General features: G+C 65.7%; 17 protein-coding genes and 3 pseudogenes. 12 read left to right on the top strand and 8 right to left on the bottom strand.

Features of this window, described 5'->3' with window-relative positions; all coding sequences use genetic code 11:
• Positions 1-218 precede the first annotated feature (218 nt).
• The 7 genes from QWL29_RS09440 to QWL29_RS09410 form a co-directional block, all read right to left on the bottom strand.
• Complete coding sequence (locus QWL29_RS09440; RefSeq protein WP_305822737.1) at positions 219-1,292, bottom strand: branched-chain amino acid ABC transporter permease; 1,074 nt, start codon at positions 1,290-1,292, stop codon at positions 219-221.
• A gap of 5 nt (positions 1,293-1,297) precedes the next feature.
• The gene (locus QWL29_RS09435; RefSeq protein ID WP_305822635.1) at positions 1,298-2,350 is read right to left on the bottom strand and encodes a branched-chain amino acid ABC transporter permease; all 1,053 of its coding nucleotides are present in this window, start codon (positions 2,348-2,350) and stop codon (positions 1,298-1,300) included.
• 9 nt (positions 2,351-2,359) lie between these two features.
• Positions 2,360-3,085 (bottom strand): ABC transporter ATP-binding protein, encoded by a 726-nt coding sequence (locus QWL29_RS09430; protein WP_305822634.1) that lies wholly within the window; start codon positions 3,083-3,085, stop codon positions 2,360-2,362.
• Positions 3,078-3,869: an ABC transporter ATP-binding protein gene (locus QWL29_RS09425; protein WP_305822633.1), complete on the bottom strand. Its 792-nt coding sequence runs from the start codon at positions 3,867-3,869 to the stop codon at positions 3,078-3,080. The genes QWL29_RS09430 and QWL29_RS09425 overlap by 8 nt, the downstream gene beginning before the upstream one ends.
• A gap of 1 nt (position 3,870) precedes the next feature.
• On the bottom strand, positions 3,871-5,070 hold the full coding sequence (locus QWL29_RS09420; RefSeq protein WP_305822632.1) for a substrate-binding domain-containing protein: 1,200 nt from the start codon (positions 5,068-5,070) through the stop codon (positions 3,871-3,873).
• Positions 5,071-5,105: 35 nt separating this feature from the next.
• A complete protein-coding gene (locus QWL29_RS09415) occupies positions 5,106-5,990 on the bottom strand; it encodes an alpha/beta fold hydrolase (RefSeq protein WP_305822631.1) in 885 nt (294 codons plus the stop codon).
• A 106-nt stretch (positions 5,991-6,096) separates the two neighbouring features.
• Positions 6,097-8,385, bottom strand: a complete 2,289-nt coding sequence (locus tag QWL29_RS09410; protein ID WP_305822630.1) for a TonB-dependent receptor — start codon at positions 8,383-8,385, stop codon at positions 6,097-6,099.
• A 290-nt stretch (positions 8,386-8,675) separates the two neighbouring features.
• Between QWL29_RS09410 and QWL29_RS09405 the strand changes: the two genes are divergently transcribed.
• From QWL29_RS09405 to QWL29_RS09350, 12 genes and pseudogenes are all read left to right on the top strand, one after another.
• Positions 8,676-9,569 carry a LysR family transcriptional regulator gene (locus QWL29_RS09405; protein ID WP_305822629.1) on the top strand — a complete coding sequence of 298 codons (894 nt, stop codon included), beginning with the start codon at positions 8,676-8,678 and terminating at the stop codon, positions 9,567-9,569.
• A 15-nt stretch (positions 9,570-9,584) separates the two neighbouring features.
• The gene (locus QWL29_RS09400; RefSeq protein WP_305822628.1) at positions 9,585-10,511 is read left to right on the top strand and encodes a LysR substrate-binding domain-containing protein; all 927 of its coding nucleotides are present in this window, start codon (positions 9,585-9,587) and stop codon (positions 10,509-10,511) included.
• Positions 10,512-10,714: 203 nt separating this feature from the next.
• Positions 10,715-12,150 (top strand): annotated as a pseudogene (locus QWL29_RS09395) (SLC13 family permease).
• 18 nt (positions 12,151-12,168) lie between these two features.
• A complete protein-coding gene (gene mdcA / locus QWL29_RS09390; RefSeq protein WP_305822627.1) occupies positions 12,169-13,836 on the top strand; it encodes a malonate decarboxylase subunit alpha in 1,668 nt (555 codons plus the stop codon).
• 21 nt (positions 13,837-13,857) lie between these two features.
• Positions 13,858-14,172: a malonate decarboxylase acyl carrier protein gene (gene mdcC / locus QWL29_RS09385; protein ID WP_305822626.1), complete on the top strand. Its 315-nt coding sequence runs from the start codon at positions 13,858-13,860 to the stop codon at positions 14,170-14,172.
• On the top strand, positions 14,169-15,077 hold the full coding sequence (locus QWL29_RS09380; protein WP_305822625.1) for a biotin-independent malonate decarboxylase subunit beta: 909 nt from the start codon (positions 14,169-14,171) through the stop codon (positions 15,075-15,077). The genes mdcC and QWL29_RS09380 overlap by 4 nt, the downstream gene beginning before the upstream one ends.
• Positions 15,077-15,804, top strand: a pseudogene (locus QWL29_RS09375) (biotin-independent malonate decarboxylase subunit gamma). Before QWL29_RS09380 ends, QWL29_RS09375 begins: the two are co-directional and overlap by 1 nt.
• A complete protein-coding gene (gene mdcG, locus QWL29_RS09370) occupies positions 15,788-16,537 on the top strand; it encodes a malonate decarboxylase holo-[acyl-carrier-protein] synthase (protein ID WP_305822624.1) in 750 nt (249 codons plus the stop codon). Before QWL29_RS09375 ends, mdcG begins: the two are co-directional and overlap by 17 nt.
• Positions 16,525-17,592 (top strand): triphosphoribosyl-dephospho-CoA synthase MdcB, encoded by a 1,068-nt coding sequence (mdcB, locus tag QWL29_RS09365; RefSeq protein ID WP_305822623.1) that lies wholly within the window; start codon positions 16,525-16,527, stop codon positions 17,590-17,592. Before mdcG ends, mdcB begins: the two co-directional genes overlap by 13 nt.
• 2 nt (positions 17,593-17,594) lie before the next feature.
• A complete protein-coding gene (locus QWL29_RS09360) occupies positions 17,595-18,527 on the top strand; it encodes an ACP S-malonyltransferase (protein ID WP_305822622.1) in 933 nt (310 codons plus the stop codon).
• Between the two features lie 125 nt (positions 18,528-18,652).
• Positions 18,653-18,793 (top strand): hypothetical protein, encoded by a 141-nt coding sequence (locus tag QWL29_RS09355; RefSeq protein WP_305822621.1) that lies wholly within the window; start codon positions 18,653-18,655, stop codon positions 18,791-18,793.
• A gap of 86 nt (positions 18,794-18,879) precedes the next feature.
• Complete coding sequence (locus QWL29_RS09350) at positions 18,880-19,473, top strand: DUF7010 family protein (protein ID WP_305822620.1); 594 nt, start codon at positions 18,880-18,882, stop codon at positions 19,471-19,473.
• Between the two features lie 7 nt (positions 19,474-19,480).
• Here QWL29_RS09350 and QWL29_RS09345 read toward each other — a convergent pair.
• Positions 19,481-20,380 (bottom strand): annotated as a pseudogene (locus QWL29_RS09345) (GNAT family N-acetyltransferase); the annotation flags it as partial.
• Positions 20,381-21,747 lie beyond the last annotated feature (1,367 nt).

Below are 21,747 nucleotides of genomic sequence, written 5' to 3'. Positions count from 1 at the left end.
CCGCGCAAGGCACTTGTGCCCACGCGGTATGGTGCCGATGCACACCACCACGGTTTGCATCGATCGGCGTTATTGAAACGCTGCGGTTTTCAGAAAGTGAGACCGCGTGGGCAGTAGGGCTGGCTAAATGCCAGCACTACGAATGCCCACTCTACAACAGGAGATAAGCAGCGGGAAGTGGCGAGCGAGGACGCGAATGTTCGCGGCAAAAGAATCCGTCAGCGTTTCGCGAAATAGCTGCGCAGCCGCAGCTTGCCCACGATCCCCACCGGGAAGAAGTAGATCGACAGCACGAACAGCACGCCCAGCCACAGCATCCAGCGGTCCGGATGCAGGGCCGCCGCCAGCAGCGGCACGCCTTCCAGCGCGCTCGACCCGTGCGCCATCGCCTCCTTCAAATAGTTCTGCGCCAGGATGAACAGCGCCGCCCCCACCACTGCGCCATACATGGTGCCCATCCCGCCGATCACCACGATCAGCAGGATATCGGTCATCACCTCGAAGCCGAGCGAAGTCTTGGGTCCGACATAGCGCAGCCACAGCGCCATCAGCGCACCGGCCAGCGCCGCCACCAGCGCCGCCAGGCAGTTGGCCCAGATGCGGTAGACAACAGTGCGGTAGCCCAGCGCCTCGGCGCGGAACTCGTTTTCGCGGATCGCCTGCAGCACCCGCCCGAACGGTGAATTCACCAGGCGTAGCAGGAAAAGGAACAGCAGCAGGCAGCCGAAGAACACCAGGTAGTAGGTCAGCAGCTTGCCGTCGATGGCGCGCCCGAACACTTCGTTTTCCACCAGCGTGAAGCCGGGCGTCAGCACTTCCGGCACGCTGAAGGTCTTGCCGTCCTCGCCGCCGGTAAATTCCGACAACTGCGAAGCCAGCACCGCAAACGAAGAGGCCACCGCCAGCGTGATCATGGCGTAGAAAATCGCCCGCACGCGCAGCGCGAACAGGCCGACGATAAAGGCCAGCACCAGGGCCAGCAGCAGCGCCAGTCCCAGGCCCTTCAGGGCTACGCCCCAGGTCGGCTCGTCGACGGAGGCCAGGCCGAGCCCGATGCCATACGCGCCGATACCGTAGAACATGGTGTGCGCAAACGAGACGATGCCCGTGTAACCCAGCAGCAGGTCGTAGGATGCCACCAGCACGATATACACGCAGATGGTGGCCGCCATGTTCAGCGGCCGCGCGCCGCTCGTGAGGAAGGGCGCGAACGCCAGCCCGAGCAGGATCAGGATCAGCACGGCGGACAGGATGCGGCTGCGCGGCAGGTCGCCGGAGAGAAGTCGGTTCATCATGCTCAGCTCCGCATCTTCGAATACAGCCCTGCCGGGCGCCACAGCAGGATCGCGATCATCAGGATGATGTTCGAGACCAGTGCGATCTTCGGCGCCAGGAAGCCGGCATAATTGGCCACCAGCGCCATCAGCAGCGCGCCGATGAAGCAGCCCCCCACCGACCCCAGGCCGCCAATGATGATGACGATGAAGATCATGATCATGATTTCGCCGCCCATCGCTGCCGACAGGGTTTCCTTGTACAGGCCCCACATCACGCCGCCCAGGCCGGCCAGCGCGGAACCGGCTGCGAAGACGCCGACGAACAGGCGGCGGATGCGGTAGCCCAGGCTCTCGACCATTTCGCCGTTCTCGACGCCGGCCCGGATCAGCAGGCCGATCTTGGTGCGGTTCAGGGTCAGGAACATGCCGGCAAACACGATCAATCCGACGATCACTGCCACCAGCCGGTATTTTTCGATGGCGGCGTCGCCGAGGAAGATGGCGCCGCGCAGGCTGGTCGGCAGCGGCAGCGGGATGGTCTCGGCGCCCCAGATCACATTAATCAATTGTTCGGCGACGATCATGCCGCCCATGGTGATCAGGATCTGCTTCAGGTGCTGGCCATAGACCGGCATGATGATCACGCGCTCGAAGGCCCAGCCGAGCAGGGCCGTGACCAGCATCGCCACCGTCACCGCCAGGGCCAGCACGCCAAGGTTAATCAGCAATGAATCCATCTCGAGCCAGCCGCGCATCGGCAGCAGCACGAGGGTGGCGGCAAACGCACCCACGGAGACAAAGGCGCCATGGCCGAAGTTCAGCACGTTCATCAGGCCGAACACGAGGGTCAGGCCGCTGGCCATGATGAAGATCATCATGCCCATGGCGAGGCCGGCGACGGTCAGCGTGACCCAGGTGGGAAAGCTGCCGACCAGCGGCAGCATCAGCAAGGCCAGCACGGGCACCAGCAGCACCGGCGCGATGTCGCGCGCGGCGCTCGGCAAGGGCGCGTCTGGCGCTTGCGCCGGCTGTGGCGTGGCCGGCGATGCAGCGCGGGGAAGTGTAGCGCTCATATAGGGTTCCTATTGGTGTGCGGCCAGCGACAGGCCGAGCAGGCGCTGTTGCAGCGCGTCGTCGTTCGCCAGCGCCGCCATCGTGCCGGCGTGGGCCACGCGGCCGTCGTCCATCACGCTCACGGTGTCGCCCAGCGAGCGCACGAAGTTGAAGTTCTGTTCGACCAGCAGGATCGTGGTGTCGTGCTCCTTGAGTTCGCGGAAGGCGGCGATCAGGCTTTGCACGATGGCCGGAGCCAGGCCCTTGGTCGGCTCGTCCACCAGCAGCAGCTTCCTCGGCTCGACGATCGCGCGGGCAATCGCCACCATCTGCTTCTGGCCGCCCGAGAGATTCCCGGCCGGGTAGTTCCAGAATTTTTTCAGGGCCGGGAAGAAGCCGAAGATCCACTCCAGGCGCGCCGTGTCCATCGGTCCGCTGCGCGCGGCCAGGTGCAGGTTCTCGCGCACGGTGAGGTCGGAGAACACGGCCATGCTTTCCGGGACGTAGGCAATGCCGAGGCGGGCGATGTCGGGCGTGGCCAGTTTCGTGATGTCCTGGCCGTCGAAATGGATGCTGCCGGCGCTAGCCTTCCACAGGCCCATGATGGTGCGCAGGGTCGTGGTCTTGCCGGCGCCGTTACGGCCCAGCAGCACCGACAGGCCGCCGCGTGGCACGGTCAGGTCCACGCCTTGCAGGATGTGGTACTGGCCGATGTGGGTGTGGACACCGGCAAGCGTGAGCAGTGGTTCAGCCATGGGCGGCGGCGGGTTCGGTGTCGGGTGTTCCAAGATAGGCTTCCTGTACGATCTTCGATTGCATCACTTCATGCGGGTTGCCGTCCGCGACCAGGGCGCCGTTGTGCAGCACGATGATGCGGTCGGCCAGCTGGCGCACCACGTCCATCTTGTGCTCGACCAGCAGCACGGTTTTACTGGTATCGCGCTTGACCGACTGGATCAGTTCCAGCACCACCGGCACCTCGTCCACGCTCATGCCGGCGGTCGGCTCGTCGAACATCAGGATGCGCGGTTCCAGCGCCAGCAGGATCGCCACTTCCAGCTTGCGCTGGTCGCCGTGCGAGAGCGAGCCGACGCGCGCCTCGCGCTTAGCCGACATGGCCACGCGTTCCAGGTAATGCTCGGCACGCTCGATCAGTTCCTTGTGGCCGAACCAAACCGAGAACATATTCATGCCCAGGCCGGCGCGGCTCTGCACCGCCAGGCGCACGTTTTCCATCGCCGTCAGGTTCGGGAACAAATTCGTTAGCTGGAAGGCGCGCCCGATGCCCAGGCGCGTGCGTCGTGCGGCGCCGGCTTTCGTCACATCGTGGCCGTCCAGCAGCACGCTGCCCGAGGTAGCCGGCAACTGGCCCGAGACCAGGTTGAAATACGTGGTCTTGCCGGCGCCATTGGGGCCGACGATCACGGTCAGCGTGCCGGGATAAAAGTCCGCCGTCACCGCGTCCACCGCGACGTGGCCGCCAAAGCGGATCGTCAGGTCGCGCGTAGCCAGCGAAGGGGCTTGGTCGGTGGACGCCATGTCAGCGCTTGTTCTTCACCGGCAGCGGCATCTCGGCGACCGGGATCTCGCGCACCAGTTCCAGCAAGTCCCATTCGTTGGCCTGGTTCTTCTTGATGCGGAAGTGGTACATCGATTGCAGCGCCTGGTGATCTTCCTTGCGGAAGCTCATCTTGCCTTTCGGGGTATCGAAGGACATGCCTTCCATCGCCGCCACCAGCTGCTCGCTGTTCCCGCTCGGGACTTTCGATAGTGCCGTGAACACCGCGCTGGCCGCCGCAAAACCGCCGGCCGTGAACATGTCGGGCGGGGCCTTGAAGCGCTTCTGGTGCTCGGCCACCAGCCAGTCGTTCATCTTGTTCTTCGGGAAGGCGTAGTAGTAATAGATGGTGCCTTCGGTGCCGGCATAGTTCTTCCAGGTCTTCATCACCGGCAGGATGTTGCCGCCCGGGGCCAGGTGGATGCCGTAGCGCTCGGGCTTCATGTCGGCCAGCTTGTTCATCGGGTTCGGGCCGGCCCAGACGATCTGCAGCACGCGCGGCTGCGGCTTGTCCTTCAGGGCGTCGAACAGGCGCTGGGTCGAGGCGGTGAAATCGGTGGTGGTCATTGGCGCGTATTCCTCGTGCACCACCTTGGCCTTGCTGCCGGTGGCCGTCAAGGCTTCCTTGCCGGCCTTGATGGCGTCGCGCCCGAAGGCATAGTCCTGGGTCAGGAAGCCGACGCTGCCTTGCTTGAGGGTGCTGGCCGCCGCCATCGCATCCTGCATCGAGCTGCGCGCGGTGCGGAAGATGTACTTGTTCCACTTGTCGCCGGTAATCGCGTCGGCCACGGCCGGCTCGATGATCAGCACCTTCTTGTATTCCTTGGCCACCGGCAGCATCGCCAGCGCCGAACCCGACGAGGTGGTGCCGACCGCGATGTCGGCCTTGTCGTCGCCATAGGCTTCGGCCAGCAGGGTGCGGCCGAGGTCGGGCTTGCTCTGGTCGTCCTTGACGATGACCTTCAGCTTGCGGCCGTTGATTTCCATCTTGCCGCCGGTGAGGTATTCCAGGCCCATCATGAAGCCGGTCTCGGTTTCCTTGGCATAGGCCTCGAGGGCGCCGGTCTTGCCGGCGATGAGGGCGATCTTCAGGTCGGGGCCGGCGGCCAGCGCGCCAGGCACGGCACTGACGGCAAAGGCGGCCACGATGGACATTGCAAGGGGTTTGATCAGGTGCTTCATGTTGTCTCCTGTCGATCTGATTTTGATTCTGTGTTTTATGGAAGCTGGGCCAGGAACCCGCGGATCGCGTCCAGCGCCGCCGGTTCGGTGAGCATTGGCGCATGGCCGACGTTCGGCACTTCGGCGTAGGCCATGGTGGGCGCGGCGCGCCGCATCCACGCGACCTGGTCGGGTTCGACCAGGTCGGACAGGGCGCCGCGTACCAGCAGGGTCGGACGGCGGTGCGCCAGGCGGCGGAAGGCCATGCGCGCCGCCAGCGAGGTCGGCTTGAGTTTACCCGTTTGCAAGGACAGCGCAATACTGGGGTCGTAACGCAAGGCCAGCGCGCCGGAGTCGTTGGCGGCAAACGCGCGCTGGGCCCACTTGCCCCATTCCGCATCGGAGTTGTCGGGGAAGGCGCAGGCGTTGATGTCCTTCAGGTAGCCGGCGGCGTCGTCCCAGGTCGAGAGCACGTTGCAGCGCCCCGCATAACCGGCGATGCGCGCCAGGCCTTTGGTGGACAGCACCGGGCCGACGTCGTTCAGCACGGCGCCGGCGATCATTTCGAGATGGCGCATGGCGAGCGTCATGGTGATCAGGCCGCCCATCGAGGTGCCGACGAACACGGCGCGCGCGATGCCGAGGTCGTGCATCAGCTTGACGACGTCGCCGGCATACACCACCGGGTTGTAGTTGGCCGGGTCGGGATCGTAGGCCGAGTGACCGCGCCCGCGCACGTCGAGCGCGAGCACGCGCCGGCCCATGTGCGCGATTTCCGGAGCCAGTTCGTCGAAGTCGGCCGAATTGCGCGTCAGGCCGTGGATGCAGATCACGGGCAGGCGCGCCGGCGCAGCGTCGGCCCCGGCCTGGGCGGCGTAGTCGCGTGCATACAGCGCCAGCCCGTCGCTGCTGTGAAAACGGATAGGTGTGAAGTTCGGCACGCTGGCAAATCCTGTTGGTTCTTTGAATATGGAGAGAGAAAAGAGAGGACGAAGCGCGCGGGCATCCGGACGGGCTGCGCCCGGATGCCCAGGTGCAACGCCGCAATCAGAAGCGGTACTCGACGGTGGCCGAGACCGTGCGCGGGTTGCCGTAGAAGGCCGTCAGCGTGCCCTCGTTGCCGAGGGTCGGGAACAGGTAGCCGGCGGTCTTGTAGCGCTCGTCGTTCAGGTTCTTGCCATGGATGCCGGCGCGGATCTTGCCGTCGGCGCGGGTCCAGACGATGCTCGCATCCCACAATTTATACGAGTCCTGATCCAGCAGCGACACGGTCTCGAACTGGTTGGTGGCGCCCTTGTACGACACGCTGCCGATCAGCGAAATCTTGCCGTTGTGGCCCATGAGGGGCAGGGCGATGTCGTAGTTGGCGCGCAGGTTGGCCGAGTTCTTCGGCGTGTTCTGGAACACGCGCTGGTCGGCCACGTTCACGCCGGCAACAAAATATTCCTTGTAGTCGGCGTCGATGTAGCTGTACATGCCGGCAATCGTGAAATCGCGCGTGATGTTGGCGATGGCTTCCAGTTCGACGCCCTTGATTTTGGCCTTGCCTGCGTTGGTGGTCACGCCGGCGAAACTGTCGTCGCGGCCGTCGCCGTTGGTGTCGATCGCCACCGAACCCGGGATCTGCACATCCTTGTAGTCGCTGTAGAACACGGCGGCGTTGGTGGTGATGCGGCCGCCGTTGAAGGCCGACTTCAGGCCCAGTTCGACCGTCTCGATGGTTTCGGGCTCGTAGCCGGCGCGGGCCTGGGCTTCGGTCAGGCGGGTGCCGACCATGTTCAGGCGCGGGTCGAAGCCGCCGCCCTTGAAGCCTTCGGAATACGAGGCGTAGACGTTGTGGTCGGCGTTGACCTTGTAGCCCAGGGCCACGCGCGGGGTGAACTTCTTGTCCTTGCGCTTGAGCGTGCCGTTGCGGAAGTCGGTATCGGTGCGGAACAGGATGGCGCCCGGGTTACCCATCTCCGGGGTGCCGGCCAGACCGAAATAAATCTGGCGGTAGATCGAGGCGGTGCGCTCGTCGACCGTGTAGCGCCCGCCCAGCGACAGGCTGAAGGCGTCGGTGAAGTTGTAGCTGCCGTCGAAGTAGGCGGCCCAGGCCTTCGTGTCGATGTCGCCGCTGGTGAAGGTCGAGGTCGGCGCGAGGCCGGCCAGCACCGTGTCGAACTTGTTGTAGGCGTTGGCGTCGATGTAGTACAGGCCGGCGACGCCCTGGATTTGCGCGCCGGTATAGGTGAGCTGGAATTCCTGGCTGAACTGCTTGTTGGTGTATAGGGCCGGCACTTCCATGTCGACCACGGGCAGGGCGTCGAAGTCGATCGGCGCGTACGACTTGTCTTTGCGGCTGGCCGTGATCGACTTGGCGCTGAACTGGTCGTTAAAACGGTATTCCACCAGCGCCGAAACGCCGTGCGACTTGACTTCCTGGTCGTGGCCGAGGGCCTGGGTCAGGTTGGCGCGGGTGTCGAATTCGTTCGACAGGATCGGCGCGCCGCTGGTGCGGCCGACCGTCAGGCGGTGGCCGTTCTTCGGATTCGAGTCGTCCTTCGTGCCGTCGCCGGCGATGCGGATGAAGAGTTCGGGCGTGGGCGTGAACTCGGCCGACAGGCGCAGGGCGGTGACGTCCTTGTCGTAGTTCTCGGCGCCGGTGTAGAGGTTGGTGCCGAAGCCGTCGCGCTTGAAGCGCGCGACCGTGCCGCCGATGCGGACGGTGTCGCTGATCGGGGTGCTGGCGGTGGCCACGCCGTCGAGTTGGCCGTAGTTGCCGGCGGTGGCGCGCAGGCGCACGTCGGGCTTCGAACCGAGTTTGCGGGTTACGTACTTGACCGCGCCGCCGATGGTGTTGCGGCCGTACAGCGTGCCTTGCGGGCCGCGCAGCACCTCGATGCGCTCGACGTCGTAGATGTCGGCCACGGCGGCCTGCGGGCGGGCGAGATAGATGTCGTCGATATAGATGCCGACGCCGGACTCGAAGCCGGCCAGCGGGTCGGCCTGGCCGACGCCGCGGATGAAGGCGGTGAGGGTGGAATTGGTGGCGCGCGAGGCCTTCAGCGTGGTGTTCGGCAGCGCCAGGGCCAGGGCGGTCACGTCGGGCACGCCCTGCTTGGACAGTTGATCGGCGGAAAACGCCGTGACCGAGACCGGCACGTCCTGCAGCGATTCTTCGCGGCGGCGTGCGGTGACGACCACCTTCTGGATGTCGGAAGCGGCGTCGCCGTCAGGCGCGGGCGCGCCCGAGGACTGCTGGGCGTGGGCAGAGCCCAGCACGCCGCTGGACAGGGCCAGCAGGGCGGCGGCGGAACGGTGGAGCAGCTTCTTTTTTCTGTTTGTCAGACGCATCGTTGTCTCCTGATTTTGGAATGGCGGCGCACGCTCGGCTCGTCGTTTTACGCACGGTTAGCAGTGTGCCTCGGTCCGGACTGGCTGAAAAGATAACAATCCGCCCACCCTGTGTGCGAATTTGCACATGGCCTTGCACCGGCCCGGTGCAGACCCAGCCTGCATGGCAGCGAGGGAAAATGCTGCAAGCGCACATTTTCTGTGCGCTTGCAGAGGATGGAGGGAATTGATTGCAGGAGGAATGTGCACTGGTGCACAATAGGTCGTCTTGACATTAAACAAGTGCGCCGATGAACAGCCTGCCTGAGTGGACCGACCTCCGATTCTTCCTCGAGCTGGCGCGCGCCGGCACCCTGTCGGGCGCCTCGCGCCGGCTGGACGTCGAGCACACCACGGTGGCGCGCCGCATCGACCGCCTGGAAAAGGAACTCGGTTCGACCTTGTTCGACCGCTCGCGCGAAGGCTACGAACTGACCGAGATGGGCCATGCGCTGCTGCCCCATGCCGAGGCAATGGAAGGTGCGGCGCTGGCGGCGGCCGAGCAGCTCGGCGGGGCCGAAGTGGCGGCCCACGGCGTGGTGCGCCTGGGCGTGCCGGAAGTCTTCGGCGTGAAGGTGGTGGCGCCGCTGCTGGCGGACCTGCTCGACGCCAACCCGGACCTGTCGATCGATTTATTGGCGCTGCCCAGCTTTGCCAACCTCGCCAACCGCGAGGCCGACCTCGGCGTCATGCTCGACCCGCCCACTACCGGGCGCTACATGGTCACGCGCCTGGCCTCGTTCCGCTTCTACCTGTACGCCTCGCCAGGTTACCTCGACAAGCATCCGCCGATCCGGCACCAGTCCGACCTGGCCCAGCATTACTTTGTCGACTACGTGCAGGACCGCCTGGCCAGCCGCGAGCTGTCCTATATGGGCGAGCTCGGCTTCACGCCGCGGCGGCGCCTGTGCTGCTCGGGCATGACGGCCCAGATCGAGGCGGCGTCGCTGGGCATGGGCCTGATGATGGCGCCGCCGTATGCCGTGCCCGACGACGGCAAGCTGGTGCAGGTGCTGCCGGGCTTCCACGCCGAGCGTTCGTTCTGGCTGGCCGCGCCGACCGATCTGTACCGGCTGCGGCGCGTAAAAGTCGTGTGGAACCTGCTGCGCGACTATGCCGACAGCCAGCCTTCGCTGTTCGTGTAGGCTGCGGGAGCCGCCATGCGCAGCCAGGTCAGCGACGAGATCACTTTCCGCAAGCTCGAGATCCTGCTGGCCTACATGGATGGCGGCAACCTGAGCGCCGCCGCAGGCAAGCTCGACATCAGCGCGGTCAGCGTGCACCGCGCCCTGCATTCGCTGGAAGAGGGCACCGGCTGCCAATTGTTCGAGCTGAAGGGGCGTAATTTGGCGCCGACCGCGGCGGCCCAGGTGCTGGCCGAGGCCAGCCGCGAAGTCGTGGCCCTGATGGCCGAAGGCATCGCCGCCACCCGCCGCGCCGCCGGCTACTCGGCCGACAGCCTGAAAATCGGTTCGCTGTACTCGCTCACCACCAGTGCCGTGCCCGAGGTGATCGTCGGCATCAAGCTGCGCAAACCCGAACTGTCGACCGAACTGGTGCTCGGTTCGAACGCCGACCTGCTGCACAAGCTCAGGCAAAACGCCATCGACGCCGCCCTGATCGCCGTGCCCCCACCCGACCCGGACGTCGAATCGATTCCGCTGTTCGAGGACGACGTCTTCTTTGCCGCGCCGGCCAATTCGCGCTATGCCGGGCTGGGCGAGGTCGACCTGCGCACCTGCGCGCGCGAAAAATTCGTCAGCCTGAGCGAGGGCTTCGTGACCTACCAGGGCTTCCAGGAAGCCTTCCGCATCGCCGGCTTCGAACCGATCGTGACGATGCGCGTGGCCGACATTTTTTCGCTGATGAACCTGGTCAGCGCTGGCATCGGCTGCACGCTGCTGCCGGGGCGCATGCGCGGCGTGTTCGGCGACAAGGTGCAATTGATCCCGCTGACGCGCGACTACCCGGTGCGCCAGACCATCGGGCTCTGTTTTTTGCGGGTGTGCGAGCGCGATCCCAACCTGCTGGCGCTGGCAGCCGTCTGCCGCATGCTCAAGCACAAACCCGGTGCACCGGCCGGCTGAACTTCGCCACCTGACGCCGCTCCAAGACTTACGCCAACAGTAAACGTCCGTCGCTGTCCGGAATTGATCGCGGCCGCATTCGGCGTTACCGTCACTGCTGACAAAAGAGCATGCCTTCCGCGGGCGCTTCCCGTACGGGCAATGCAATGGAGACGTTGGACCAAAGCGCCGCGCAGTCGGCGCGACACATGAGGGAGATGGCGGTGTCTTCTCACATGCTTTCGATCTACGCGCTGGCGCTCATGTTCGTGATCGCCACCATCCTGCCGATCAACATGGGCGTCATCGCCTTTGTCGGCGCCTTCCTGATCGGCACCCTGGTGGCCGGCATGGGGACCAAGGCCATCATGGCCGGCTTCCCGGCCGAACTCTTTCTCACGCTGGTCGGCATCACCTTCCTGTTCGCCCAGGCCCAGAACAACGGCACCATCGACTGGCTGGTGCGCCTTGCTGTGCGCGCGGTGGGCGGACGCATCGCCGCCATTCCCTGGGTAATGTTCGCGATCGCGGCGGTCCTGACGGCGGTCGGCGCGGTCAGTCCGGCGGCGGTGGCGATCATCGCCCCGATCGCGCTCGGCTTCGCGGCCAAGTACGGCATCAACCCGCTGATGATGGGCCTGATGGTGATCCACGGCGCCCAGGGCGGCGGCTTTTCGCCGATCAGCATCTATGGCGGCATCACCAACAAGATCGTGCAGAAGGCGGGATTGCCGATCTCCGAGCTGACCACGGCTTTTGTTAGCCTCGGGGTCAACTTCGGCGTGGCGCTGATCCTGTTCTTCGTGTTCGGCGGCCTGCGCCTGATGCGCCAGGCTCCGGCCGGCGGCGGTAACGCCGCGCTGGGCATCCAGGTTCCGGGCTATGGCACGCCGGTAGCGGTGGCGGCGCAGGGGCCGCAGATCTTCGACGAAGCCGAAGGCGAAGCCCTCAGCGAGGAACGCCTGATGCGCAACCGCTCGCCGGATTCGGTGAATGCCGTGAATCCTGGCCCGGCTGCGGGCGCAGGAGCGGGGGCGGTCAGGACCTCGGTGCTGACCGAAGACGTGCCGGTGACGGTGCAGCAGCTGGCGACAGTCGTCGGCCTGGTCGCGCTGGCCGTGCTGACCCTGGCCTACGAACTCGACATCGGCTTCGTGGCCATTACCATCGGCCTGCTGCTGTCGATGATGGCGCCGCAGGTGCAAAAGCGCGCCATCGGCCAGGTGTCTTGGCCGGAAGTGATGCTGATCGTCGGCGTCAGCACCTATGTCGGCGTGATGCAGAAGATGGGCACGATCACCTTTGTCGGCGACAGCGTGGCCAGCCTGACCTCGCCGCTGGTAGTGGCGCTGCTGCTGTGCTTTGTCGGCGCCATCGTCTAGGCGTTTGCCTCGTCCACTGCCGTGCTGGGCTCGCTGATTCCGTTGGCCGTGCCCTTCCTGCAGGCCGGCACCGGGGTCGACCCGATCGGCTTCATCGCGGCCATGGCGGTGGCCTCGACCATCGTCGACGTCAGCCCGTTCTCGACCAACGGCGCGCTGGTGCTGGCGAATGCCCAGGGCATCGACCGCGACGTCTTCCTGCGCCAGCTGATGATCTACGGCGGCATCGTGACGCTGGTGGCGCCGCCGTGGTGTGGTTGCTGTTCGTGGTGCTGTAACGATTCGAAAGGATGAAGATGGCTGACGTGGAAAACCGCTGGAACCGCCAGCAGGCCAATCGCAGCGCCCGATTGGCGCGGGCAGGCGAGGCCCTGGGCGCCGCGCTGCAAGGCAAGCGCGTGCCAGCCGAACGCATCGCCGACCTGCTGCACGCGGTGCTGGAGCCGGGCGACCGGGTCTGCCTGGAAGGGAACAACCAGAAGCAGGCCGATTTCCTCGGCAAGGCGCTCGCCAAGCTCGACCCGGCGCGCATTCACGACCTGCACATGCTGCTCTCGGTGCTGTCGCTGCCCGAGCACCTCGACGTGTTCGAAAAGGGCATTGCCTCGCGCCTGGACTTTTCCTTTTCCGGGCCGCAGGCCGGGCGCCTGGCCAAGCTCGCGGCAGCGGGCCAGCTGAATATCGGCGCCATCCACACCTACCTCGAACTGTTCGGGCGCTACTTCGTCGACCTGACGCCGCGCGTGGCCCTGGTGGCGGCCGAGATGGCCGACCACGAAGGCAACCTCTACACCGGACCGAACACCGAGGACACGCCGGCCATCGTCGAAGCCACGGCCTTCAAAAGCGGTATCGTCATCGCCCAGGTCAACCAGATCGTCGACAAGCTGCCGCGCGTCGACATCCCGGCCGGCTGGGTGGAATTCGTGGTGCAGTCGCCCCAGCCTTACTACATCGAGCCGCTGTTCACGCGCGACCCGGCCCAGATCTCCGAAATCCAGGTGCTGATGGCGATGATGGCGATCAAGGGCATCTACGCGGAATACCAGGTCGAGCGCCTGAACCACGGCATCGGCTTCGACACCGCCGCCATCGAACTGATCCTGCCGACCTATGCGGCCAGCCTTGGTTTGAAGGGCAAGATCGCGCGCCACTGGGCCCTGAATCCGCACCCGGCCCTGATCCCGGCCATCGAGGCCGGCTTTGTCGAATCGGTGCATTCCTTCGGCTCGGAACTCGGCATGGAAAACTACATCCGCGCGCGGCCCGATGTCTTCTTTACCGGGCCGGACGGTTCGATGCGCAGCAACCGCGCCTTCTCGCAGGCGGCCGGGCACTATGCCTGCGACATGTTCATCGGCTCGACGCTGCAGATCGATTTGCAGGGCAATTCCTCGACAGCGACGCTGGGGCGCATTTCCGGCTTCGGCGGCGCACCGAACATGGGGTCGGATGCGCGCGGGCGGCGTCACACCAGCCCGGCCTGGCTGAAGGCGGGGCGCCAGGCGCGCGAAGGCCGCAACCTGGTGCCGCGCGGGCAGAAGCTGGTAGTGCAGATGGTCGAAACCTTCCGCGAGCACATGGCGCCGGCGTTCGTCGAACGGCTCGACGCCTGGCAACTGGCCGAGCAGGCCAACATGGCGATACCGCCGGTGATGATCTACGGCGAGGATGTGACCCACATCCTGACCGAGGAGGGCATCGCCAACCTGCTGCTGTGCCGCACCGAGGAAGAGCGCGAGCAGGCGATCCGCGGCGTGGCCGGCTATACGCCGGTGGGCATGGCGCGCGACAAGCGCATGGTGGAAAACCTGCGCGACCGCGGCATCGTCCAGCGCCCCGAAGACCTGGGCGTCGACAAGCGCCTGGCCACGCGCGACCTGCTGGCCGAAAAGAACATGAAGGGCCTGGTGCGCGCATCCGGCGGCCTGTACGAGCCGCCGAAGCGCTTCCGGAACTGGTAAGCCGAAAGGACAAGGGAGACGATGGAAACGCTACATTTTCGTTTCGACGCCGGCAGCCGGCCGCTGCCCGGCGCGCCGCAACTGGTGGGCGTGGTCAGCTCCGGCAACCTCGAGGTGCTGATCGAGCCGGCGGCACTGAACGGTGGCTGCGAGATCGAGGTGCGCACCGCAGCGAATGGCTTCGGCGCCACCTGGGAAGCCGTGATGCGCGATTTCCACGCGCGCTGGCAGCTGATGGACACGCGCATCTGCATCAACGACATGGGCGCCACCCCGGCCGTGGTCAGCCTGCGCCTGGACCAGGCCGTGGAATCGGTGACGGGAGGCCCGCCGTGAGCAGCTATCTCGAACTCAGCGCGCGCCAGCGCATTCCCCACATCTTCGACGCTGGCTCGTTCGAGGAATTCCTGGCGCCCGGCGCGCGCGTCGTCAGCCCGCACCTGGCCCAGCTCGATGCCCCGGTGTCGTTCGACGACGGTGTGGTGGTCGGGCGCGGCCTGCTCGATGGCCAGGTGGTGTTCGGCGCGGCGCAGGAGGGCGGCTTCATGGGCGGCGCGGTGGGCGAAGTCCATGGCGCCAAGCTGGTCGGCATGCTGCGGCGCGCAGTGGACGAAGGTGCCTATGCCGTGCTGCTGCTGCTCGAATCCGGCGGCGTGCGCCTGCACGAGGCGAATGCCGGGCTGATCGCGGTGTCGGAAGTCATGCGCGCCATCCTCGATGCGCGCGCGGCCGGCATCCCGGTGATCGTGGCGGTGGGCGGCGCGAATGGCTGCTTCGGCGGCATGGGCATCGCGGCGCGCTGCGCGAACACGGTGATCATGTCGGAAGAGGGCAGGCTGGCGATGTCGGGACCGGAAGTCATCGAAACCGCGAACGGCGTGGAAGAATTCGATTCGAAGGACCGGGCGCTGGTCTGGCGCACCACCGGCGGCAAGCACCGCTATCTGCTGGGCGATTGCCAGGTGCTGGTGGCCGACGATACCGATGCCTTCCGCGCCGCGGCGATCGAGGCGATTGGCGCCGCCCGCGCAGCCGCGGTGGCACTCACGCTGGACGGCCTGCAGGCCGAGCAAACCATGCTGGAGCGCCGCATCCGCGACTTCGGCGACGCGGCCGATCCGCTGGAGGTGTGGCGCCGGCTCGGCGTGCCCGAACCGGGCGCCGTGCCCATGCTCGAGGCCGACGCATTTCTCGCAATGGCGGCGCAGTACCGCGCCGGCCCTGGCACAGGAGAGAACTGATGGATTGGCAGACCCTCGCAAACGGCCTGTTCCCGGACGGTCACGACATCGTCGAGAACGGCAACTTCCTGTCCGGCAGCGGCCGGGCCGGTGCAGGCCCCGATGCGCAGACCGTGGCCGTGATCGGCACCACCGACCACGCGCCGATCGGCATCGAGATCGCGCTGGCACAGGCCCAGGCCGTGCTGCGCACCGTGCGCGAGCATCCGGGCCGGCCCATCCTGATCCTGGTCGACACCCAGGGCCAGCGCCTGCGCCACCGCGACGAAATGTTGGGCATCAACAGCTACATGGCCCACCTCGGCAAGTGCATCGACTTCGCGCGGCGCCAGGGGCACAAGGTGCTGGGGCTGGTGTACGACCAGGCGCTGTCGGGCGGTTTCATCACCAGCGGCCTGATCGCCGACGCCTGCTTCGCACTGCCGCAGGCGACCATCCGCGTGATGGGCTTGCCGGCGATGGCGCGCATCACCAAGGTGCCGGAAGAACGCCTGACCGAACTGGCCAGGGAGAATCCGTGTTCGCGCCCGGCGCCGAGAATTACCTGCGCATGGGCGGACTGCAGGCGCTGTGGGAATACGAACTGGCGGCGGCGCTGGTAGAGGCGTTGGAAACCGTCGACGCGGTTGACAGGCGCATGCTGCTCGGCCAGGAACGCGGCGGCAGGCACATGGCGCAGGCAGTGGCGCAGGCGGTGCGGACGGGCGGCGATGTTCGCCCGGCATGACCTGGCCTGGCTGAGCGTGGAGGGCTGGCGCGCGGTGCTTGCCGCTGCTGCCGCGGACCATGTTCCTGCGATCGCCGCCTGGCAGCGCGCCGACCGGCCGCTGGTCGTGCGCCGGGCCGACGTGGGCCAGGCGCCCGGCGAAGTCGCGCTCGGGCTGGCGCTGCCGCCGAGACGGGCAGATGGACGCAAGCTGCGCATTCCCTGCCGTGTGCCCGCGTCCGGGGTGCGGCGCTCCATACCGCCGCTGCCGCTGGCGCAGCTCGTTGCGCAGCTTGGGGCGCAGTGTGGCGCGCAGTGTGTCATACAGTGTGGTGTGCAGTTTGTCGCGCAGTTTGTCAATACTCTGCCGCACTGGCGAGGCGCGCTGGGCGCGCTGGAAGCGGAGGCGGCCGGGCAGGGCATCGCGCTGCGCGTCTATGGATCGGCGGCGCTGCAGGTGCTGACCGGCCAGGCTTACCTGCGCGACACATCGGACATCGACCTGCTCGTGCAGCCGCGCGACCGGGCACAGCTGGATGCCGCGCTGGCGCTGCTGTGCGCCTACGCCAACGCGTTGCCGCTCGACGGCGAGATCCTCTTTCCCGGTGCTCGCGCGGTGGCATGGAAAGAGTGGGCTGCGGCGCTCGGAAGCGCGCCCGGAACCCGCGTGCTGGTGAAGGAAATAAAAGGCGTTTCGCTGGTCGCGGCGGACGCCCTGCGGGCAACGCTCCAGGAGGCGACATGCCTGGGCTGAGCCTGGACGCACAGATCGACCGGGGGATCGGCTCGAAGACCGATCCGAAACCCGGCGCGGGATTGGCCCCGGCTTGTGGCCAAGCCATTGCCCGAGCCCCCGGCATTGCCACTGCGCGGACCGAGCCTGACCACGCTGCCTTCTGCCAGGCCATCGCCCGTCACGCCATGCGCAGCCTGTACGCCGAACTGACGCTGTATCCCAAGCCTGGCCTGGTCTCCCTGGTCGACAACGGCAGCCACGACGACATGACGGCCGCCACCTTCATGCGCAGCCTGTTCGCCCTGCGCCATTATTTCGTCCACATTACCCGTGCCGGCATGGAAGACGCGCCGTTTGCCACCCTGCAGCGTCTCGGCATCGACGCCGAGAACAGGATGCTGCGCGCCACTGGCGGCATCAACACCCACCGCGGCGCCGTGTTCTGCCTGGGTTTGCTGTGCGCCGCCATCGGCAACTGCCGCGCGCGCGGCGTGGCGCTCAGGCCCGGGGCCATCCGCGCTACCTTGCTGATGCGCTGGGCCGGCGCTCTGGCCGCGCACCTCGACCCCGGTGCATCGGACTCGCACGGCGCGCAGGCGGGGCGGCGCCATGGCGTCGGCGGCGCACGCCAGGAAGCAGCACTTGGCCTGCCATCGGTGTTCGAGCTGGCCCTGCCGGTGCTGCGCAACACGCTGGCGGCCGGGCGCGGCATGCGGCGCGCGCGGGTCGATGCCTTGTTTGCCCTGATGGCGCACATCAGCGACACCAACCTGTACCACCGCGGCGGGAAAGAGGGTGCCTTGACGGTGCGGCGCCACGCGCAAGCCTTCGTGGCGCGCGGCGGCACGGCCAACGACGACTGGGAAGCGCAGGCACTGGCCTGCCACCACGCGTTTGTCGCGGCGCGCCTGTCGCCGGGCGGCGCGGCCGACTTGCTGGCCGCCGCCTGCCTGCTGTACGCCGTCTGCGCAGCGCAGGCCCCTGGCATGGCGAGCGAAGCCGGCACAGTGCGCCAAGCCGACCGGAAGCACGGCGCCTCGCTGGTACACGCAGCCGGCGGCGAGGGCGCCTGAGCATGCGCAGCCGCCTCGCCCTGCTGTGCCCGGGCCAGGGCGCGCAAGGCACGGCCATGTTCGACATGGCGCGCAGCGATGCGGCCAGCGCCGCACTGCTCGACAGCTGGCTCGCGGGCGCCGGTCTGGAGCAGCCGCTTGAATCGATCCTGGCCGACTCCGCCCTGCTGTTCGCCAACCGCATGGCGCAGCCGCTGATCGTGGCCGCCAGCCTGGCCAGCTGGACGGCGCTGGGCAGCGTCGTCGCCCAGCCCGCCATCGTTGCCGGCTACAGCATCGGCGAATTGACGGGCTACGCCGTGGCCGGCGCGCTGGCGCCGGGGCACGCCGTGCGCCTGGCGCGCCAGCGCGCCGAGCTCATGGACGGCTGCCTGCAGGCTTCGCCGAGGCAGGCGCTGGTGGCAATCTCCGGCATCGCCACCGGCGCGGCAGCAGCCATCGCCGGCGCGCACGGCTTCCACCCCGCCATCGAGACCGCCGAAGACAGCCTGGTCGTCGGCGGCCCGCTCGACGCACGTGAGGCGCTGCTGCAAGCGGTCGCTGCGGCGGGCGGCCGCGCCACGGCCTTGCCGGTGGAAGTGGCCTCGCACACGCCCTTCATGGCAGACGCCGTCGCACCATTTGCCAGGCTGCTGCGCGAGCAGGGCTGGCGCGCTCCGCAGGCGCCGGTCATCTCGGGCATCGCCGCCGAACCGATCCACGCAGCCGACAAGGCCATCGAGCACCTGTCGCGCCAGCTTGCCGAACCGATCCGCTGGCGCGAGGGCATGGACGCCCTGGCCGAAGCGGGCGTGACGGTGGCGCTGGAGCTCGGCCCCGACGCCGCGCTGGCGCGCATGCTGGGGGCACGGCACCCGGACATTGCCTGCCGCTCGGTGGCCGACTTCCGCTCGCTCGACGGCGTGCGCACCTGGCTGGAAAAACATAGCGAATAGCCTATTCACGCCACGGATACCTGACATTGCGAATCGGAATTGGATGTTCCGTTTCATCCTCCGTATAACGGTAGGATTGTCATCCAGGCGCCCCCGTTGCGGTTGCGCCGCCAGGGAACCGTGAAATGAAAACGCTGTTGAACACCATCGCCACCCGCCTGCTGGCCCAGGCCCATGCACGCGCCGAAATCGTCATGCACAAGCAGGCCGCAGCGCGCGCACCTTACCGCGAACACTACGCTTCGAACGCCGGCGGCTGGAACTGACAGCCGGCTCGCCCCAACGGCGCCTTATTGAAGTTGTAATAAATACATAATCATGGCAGGATCATCTCCACTTCACTGGAGACGCCATGACGCTTGCCCAGACTGCCGGCAGTAACCCTGATCTCGCCACCACGGCTGCCGCCCAGCGCGACATGCGCGCCGGTTACCTGGGCGGGGCACCGGGCGTGCTGGTGTCCGGTTCCGTCTGGGCCGTGGCCGCCTGCGTCGCCGCCTGGCTGTCGCCTCAGCGCGCTATCTGGGCGCTGTTTGTCGGCGGCATGTTCATCCATCCGATCGCCGTGCTGTGCGCGCGCCTGCTCGGCGCCCCGGGGCGGCACAGCCCCGGCAATCCACTTGGGCCGCTGGCCATGGCCACCACCTTCTGGATGATTGCGATGCTGCCGCTCGCCTACGGCATTGCGCTCTGGCGCATCGAGCTGTTCTTCCCGGCGATGCTGCTCGTGATCGGCGGGCGCTATCTCTGTTTCCACACGCTCTATGGCAACCGCCTGTACTGGGTCATCGGCGCGGTACTCGGGCTGGCCGGCTATGGCCTGGCCGCCCTGGATGCGCCACCCGTGCTGGGCGCGGCGGCCGGGGCCCTCATCGAGATCGTGTTTTCCCTGGTGCTGCTGGCCGGCGCGCGGCGTGAAGCGGGCATGGGACCCGCCGCGGCCTGACGCTGTTTCAGCCGGCCGCGCTGCGGAACGGGTTGCGCTCGTTCAGCTCGTCCATGTAGTCGTCGATCCCGCCCGCCTCGCGCTCAAGGAAACGTTCGATCGCATCTGCGAACGACGGATGCGCCAGCCAGTGTGCCGAGAAGGTGCGGGTCGGCAGGAAGCCACGCGCCATCTTGTGCTCGCCCTGGGCGCCGCCTTCGAAGACCCTGATGCCTTGCTCGATGCAGAACTCCAGCGGCTGGTAATAGGCCGCCTCGAAGTGCAGGCAGGGCACGTGCTCGATCTCGCCCCAGTAGCGCCCGTACAGGGTGTCGGCCGTGTGGATCACGAGCGAGGCCGCGATTGGCCGGCCTTCGCGCTCGGCGATCACGAGCAGGATATTCTCCGGCATGCCGGCGCCGATGCGGCGAAAGAAGTCCATGTTCAGATACGGCGTGGAGTGGTGGGCCGCATAGGTATGGCGATAGCAGCGGTTGAAGAAGCGCCATTCTTCGACCGTGATGTCGGCCCCGCGCACCCGACGCAGCGTCACGCCGGCTTCCTTCACCTTGCGCCGCTCGGCGCGGATGTTCTTGCGCTTCTTTTGTTCCAGCGTCGCCAGGAACGCGTCGAAGTCGGCGTAGCCGTCATTCAGCCAATGGAACTGCACGCCGCTGCGCAGCAGGAAACCTGCATCCTGCAACTGGCGCGCATGCTCCTCGGGAGGGAACAGGATGTGGGTCGACGAGACTTCGGTGGCTTGCTGGGTGGCGCGCAGCACGTCGATCAGGGCGGCGCGGGCCTCAATGTCGCGCGCCAGCAGGCGCGGGCCGGCCACCGGCGTGAAGGGAATGGCGCACAGCAGCTTCGGGTAGTACTCCAGGCCATGGCGCCCGTAGGCATCGGCCCAGGCCCAGTCGAACACATATGACGTATCCCTGAAAATGCAGAGAACTTGTATGAATAGAGCCCGAACTGCTCACCCCAAAGCAGCTTTCGACGAATGGACCTGCTCCATGTGGGCAAAATTTCTTAAAAATTTTAAATTGTTCATCGCTCTACATCTATGTGCTCACGGGACTGCTGTGGTCAGAGTGTGAACAAGCTGTTGGCAACGGGTTTTCGTTGTCAATAGCTTGTTCACACGGTCCGCAGGACTGTCCACAGCGGGAACTGCCGGTCATTTGAATTTGGGGACAAACACTCCTAAGAACTTGCAGCAGCCGACGGTTGAGTGGCTTCCTCGCATCACCACGTCACAACCAGTCCATGAATATTGCTGTGGTAGCAATTTTTAGCTGCAGTTTCTCTAAACGGATTGTTTGACTATAGCTATCGTACTTAGCTCAGCCTAAATTTTCGATGGCGCACTTCGAAAGAACACTCGACATGACGTAAATTTGTGAGTCTACCAGCCAGCATTTCTCTGTTGGCTGACGTGGTTACGGTCGCCGTCATTCAATGGGCGAGTCTGTCTCGGTCCTGAGCTTGCTGCGTCCGGTTTCAAACAACCAGTTTTCGACCTCATGCTTTCGCCATCGGAGCATTTTGCTGCCAGGGATGTGCATCTTCGGAGGAAGCTGGTGCGGGAATCTGCGTAACTTTTTCGCGATGGTTTGCGCGCTCTGCCCCAAGAGTGTCGCTAGTTCATCAATGTCTAGGTATTTTGTCATCAAACTACGCCAACAAGTTGCCGGAGGGGTGGACAATGTTGTCCGAGACCGGTGGTCTTGTGTGTAGCCTGACGAGTTATCGCTATTCTTGGACATCCTTGAGCAATTACCGTTTGGACGGTTTGCGCATGGACCACTCCAACCTAAAGGTACTGGGCGGCAAAGGTGCGTATAAATTCACTTGCTAGACTGCAATTATCCCACTGAAGAGAGACCAAAATGAGGAACTTCGCAGACTTGCCGCGTGTTAGGGAGACGCTGATTAATTCTGAAGTGCAATCCTCGCGCCATTAAAAATCAATAGGTTACGCGCGCTTGATGGCCGAAAAATCGAATTAATCAGTGCTTCCTTAGATGTGAACTGAACTTCGAAAAGGCGGCGGAAGATATCGTGGCTTTTCGATTCGCTGCTCGCGCCTGTTATTGGACAGAAGAAGAGGTAGAAACAGTAATTCGCGATTCTATTTCTCGTTGCGAATCGTGGGATGAGGTAGGAGAGACGCTAGATGTATATTGCGTTCCCTATCACGTTTTTGTCGACTATCGTCCCTAGAGTTTGGGATTTCCACCTCAAGCGTATAAATCGACTCGCTACATAAAAAAGCCCCGCTAACTTCCGCCG

Origin of the sequence: Massilia brevitalea (genome assembly GCF_030711405.1) — a bacterium.
GTDB lineage: Bacteria > Pseudomonadota > Gammaproteobacteria > Burkholderiales > Burkholderiaceae_D > Telluria > Telluria brevitalea.
Note: the sequence above shows the minus strand (reverse complement) of the source record. Positions and strands in the feature narration are given on the sequence as shown.

What these genes read in the sequence shown, in the direction of transcription:
- mdcC (WP_305822626.1), top strand. Translation starts at nt 13,858, where the DNA reads ATGGAAACGCTACATTTTCGTTTCGACGCCGGCAGCCGGCCGCTGCCC.
- QWL29_RS09400 (WP_305822628.1), top strand. Translation starts at nt 9,585, where the DNA reads ATGCGCAGCCAGGTCAGCGACGAGATCACTTTCCGCAAGCTCGAGATC.
- QWL29_RS09410 (WP_305822630.1), bottom strand. Translation starts at nt 8,385, where the DNA reads ATGCGTCTGACAAACAGAAAAAAGAAGCTGCTCCACCGTTCCGCCGCC.
- QWL29_RS09440 (WP_305822737.1), bottom strand. Translation starts at nt 1,292, where the DNA reads ATGAACCGACTTCTCTCCGGCGACCTGCCGCGCAGCCGCATCCTGTCC.
- mdcB (WP_305822623.1), top strand. Translation starts at nt 16,525, where the DNA reads ATGCCTGGGCTGAGCCTGGACGCACAGATCGACCGGGGGATCGGCTCG.
- QWL29_RS09425 (WP_305822633.1), bottom strand. Translation starts at nt 3,869, where the DNA reads ATGGCGTCCACCGACCAAGCCCCTTCGCTGGCTACGCGCGACCTGACG.
- QWL29_RS09430 (WP_305822634.1), bottom strand. Translation starts at nt 3,085, where the DNA reads ATGGCTGAACCACTGCTCACGCTTGCCGGTGTCCACACCCACATCGGC.
- QWL29_RS09405 (WP_305822629.1), top strand. Translation starts at nt 8,676, where the DNA reads ATGAACAGCCTGCCTGAGTGGACCGACCTCCGATTCTTCCTCGAGCTG.
- QWL29_RS09420 (WP_305822632.1), bottom strand. Translation starts at nt 5,070, where the DNA reads ATGAAGCACCTGATCAAACCCCTTGCAATGTCCATCGTGGCCGCCTTT.
- mdcG (WP_305822624.1), top strand. Translation starts at nt 15,788, where the DNA reads ATGTTCGCCCGGCATGACCTGGCCTGGCTGAGCGTGGAGGGCTGGCGC.
- QWL29_RS09360 (WP_305822622.1), top strand. Translation starts at nt 17,595, where the DNA reads ATGCGCAGCCGCCTCGCCCTGCTGTGCCCGGGCCAGGGCGCGCAAGGC.
- QWL29_RS09355 (WP_305822621.1), top strand. Translation starts at nt 18,653, where the DNA reads ATGAAAACGCTGTTGAACACCATCGCCACCCGCCTGCTGGCCCAGGCC.
- QWL29_RS09435 (WP_305822635.1), bottom strand. Translation starts at nt 2,350, where the DNA reads ATGAGCGCTACACTTCCCCGCGCTGCATCGCCGGCCACGCCACAGCCG.
- QWL29_RS09350 (WP_305822620.1), top strand. Translation starts at nt 18,880, where the DNA reads ATGACGCTTGCCCAGACTGCCGGCAGTAACCCTGATCTCGCCACCACG.
- mdcA (WP_305822627.1), top strand. Translation starts at nt 12,169, where the DNA reads ATGGCTGACGTGGAAAACCGCTGGAACCGCCAGCAGGCCAATCGCAGC.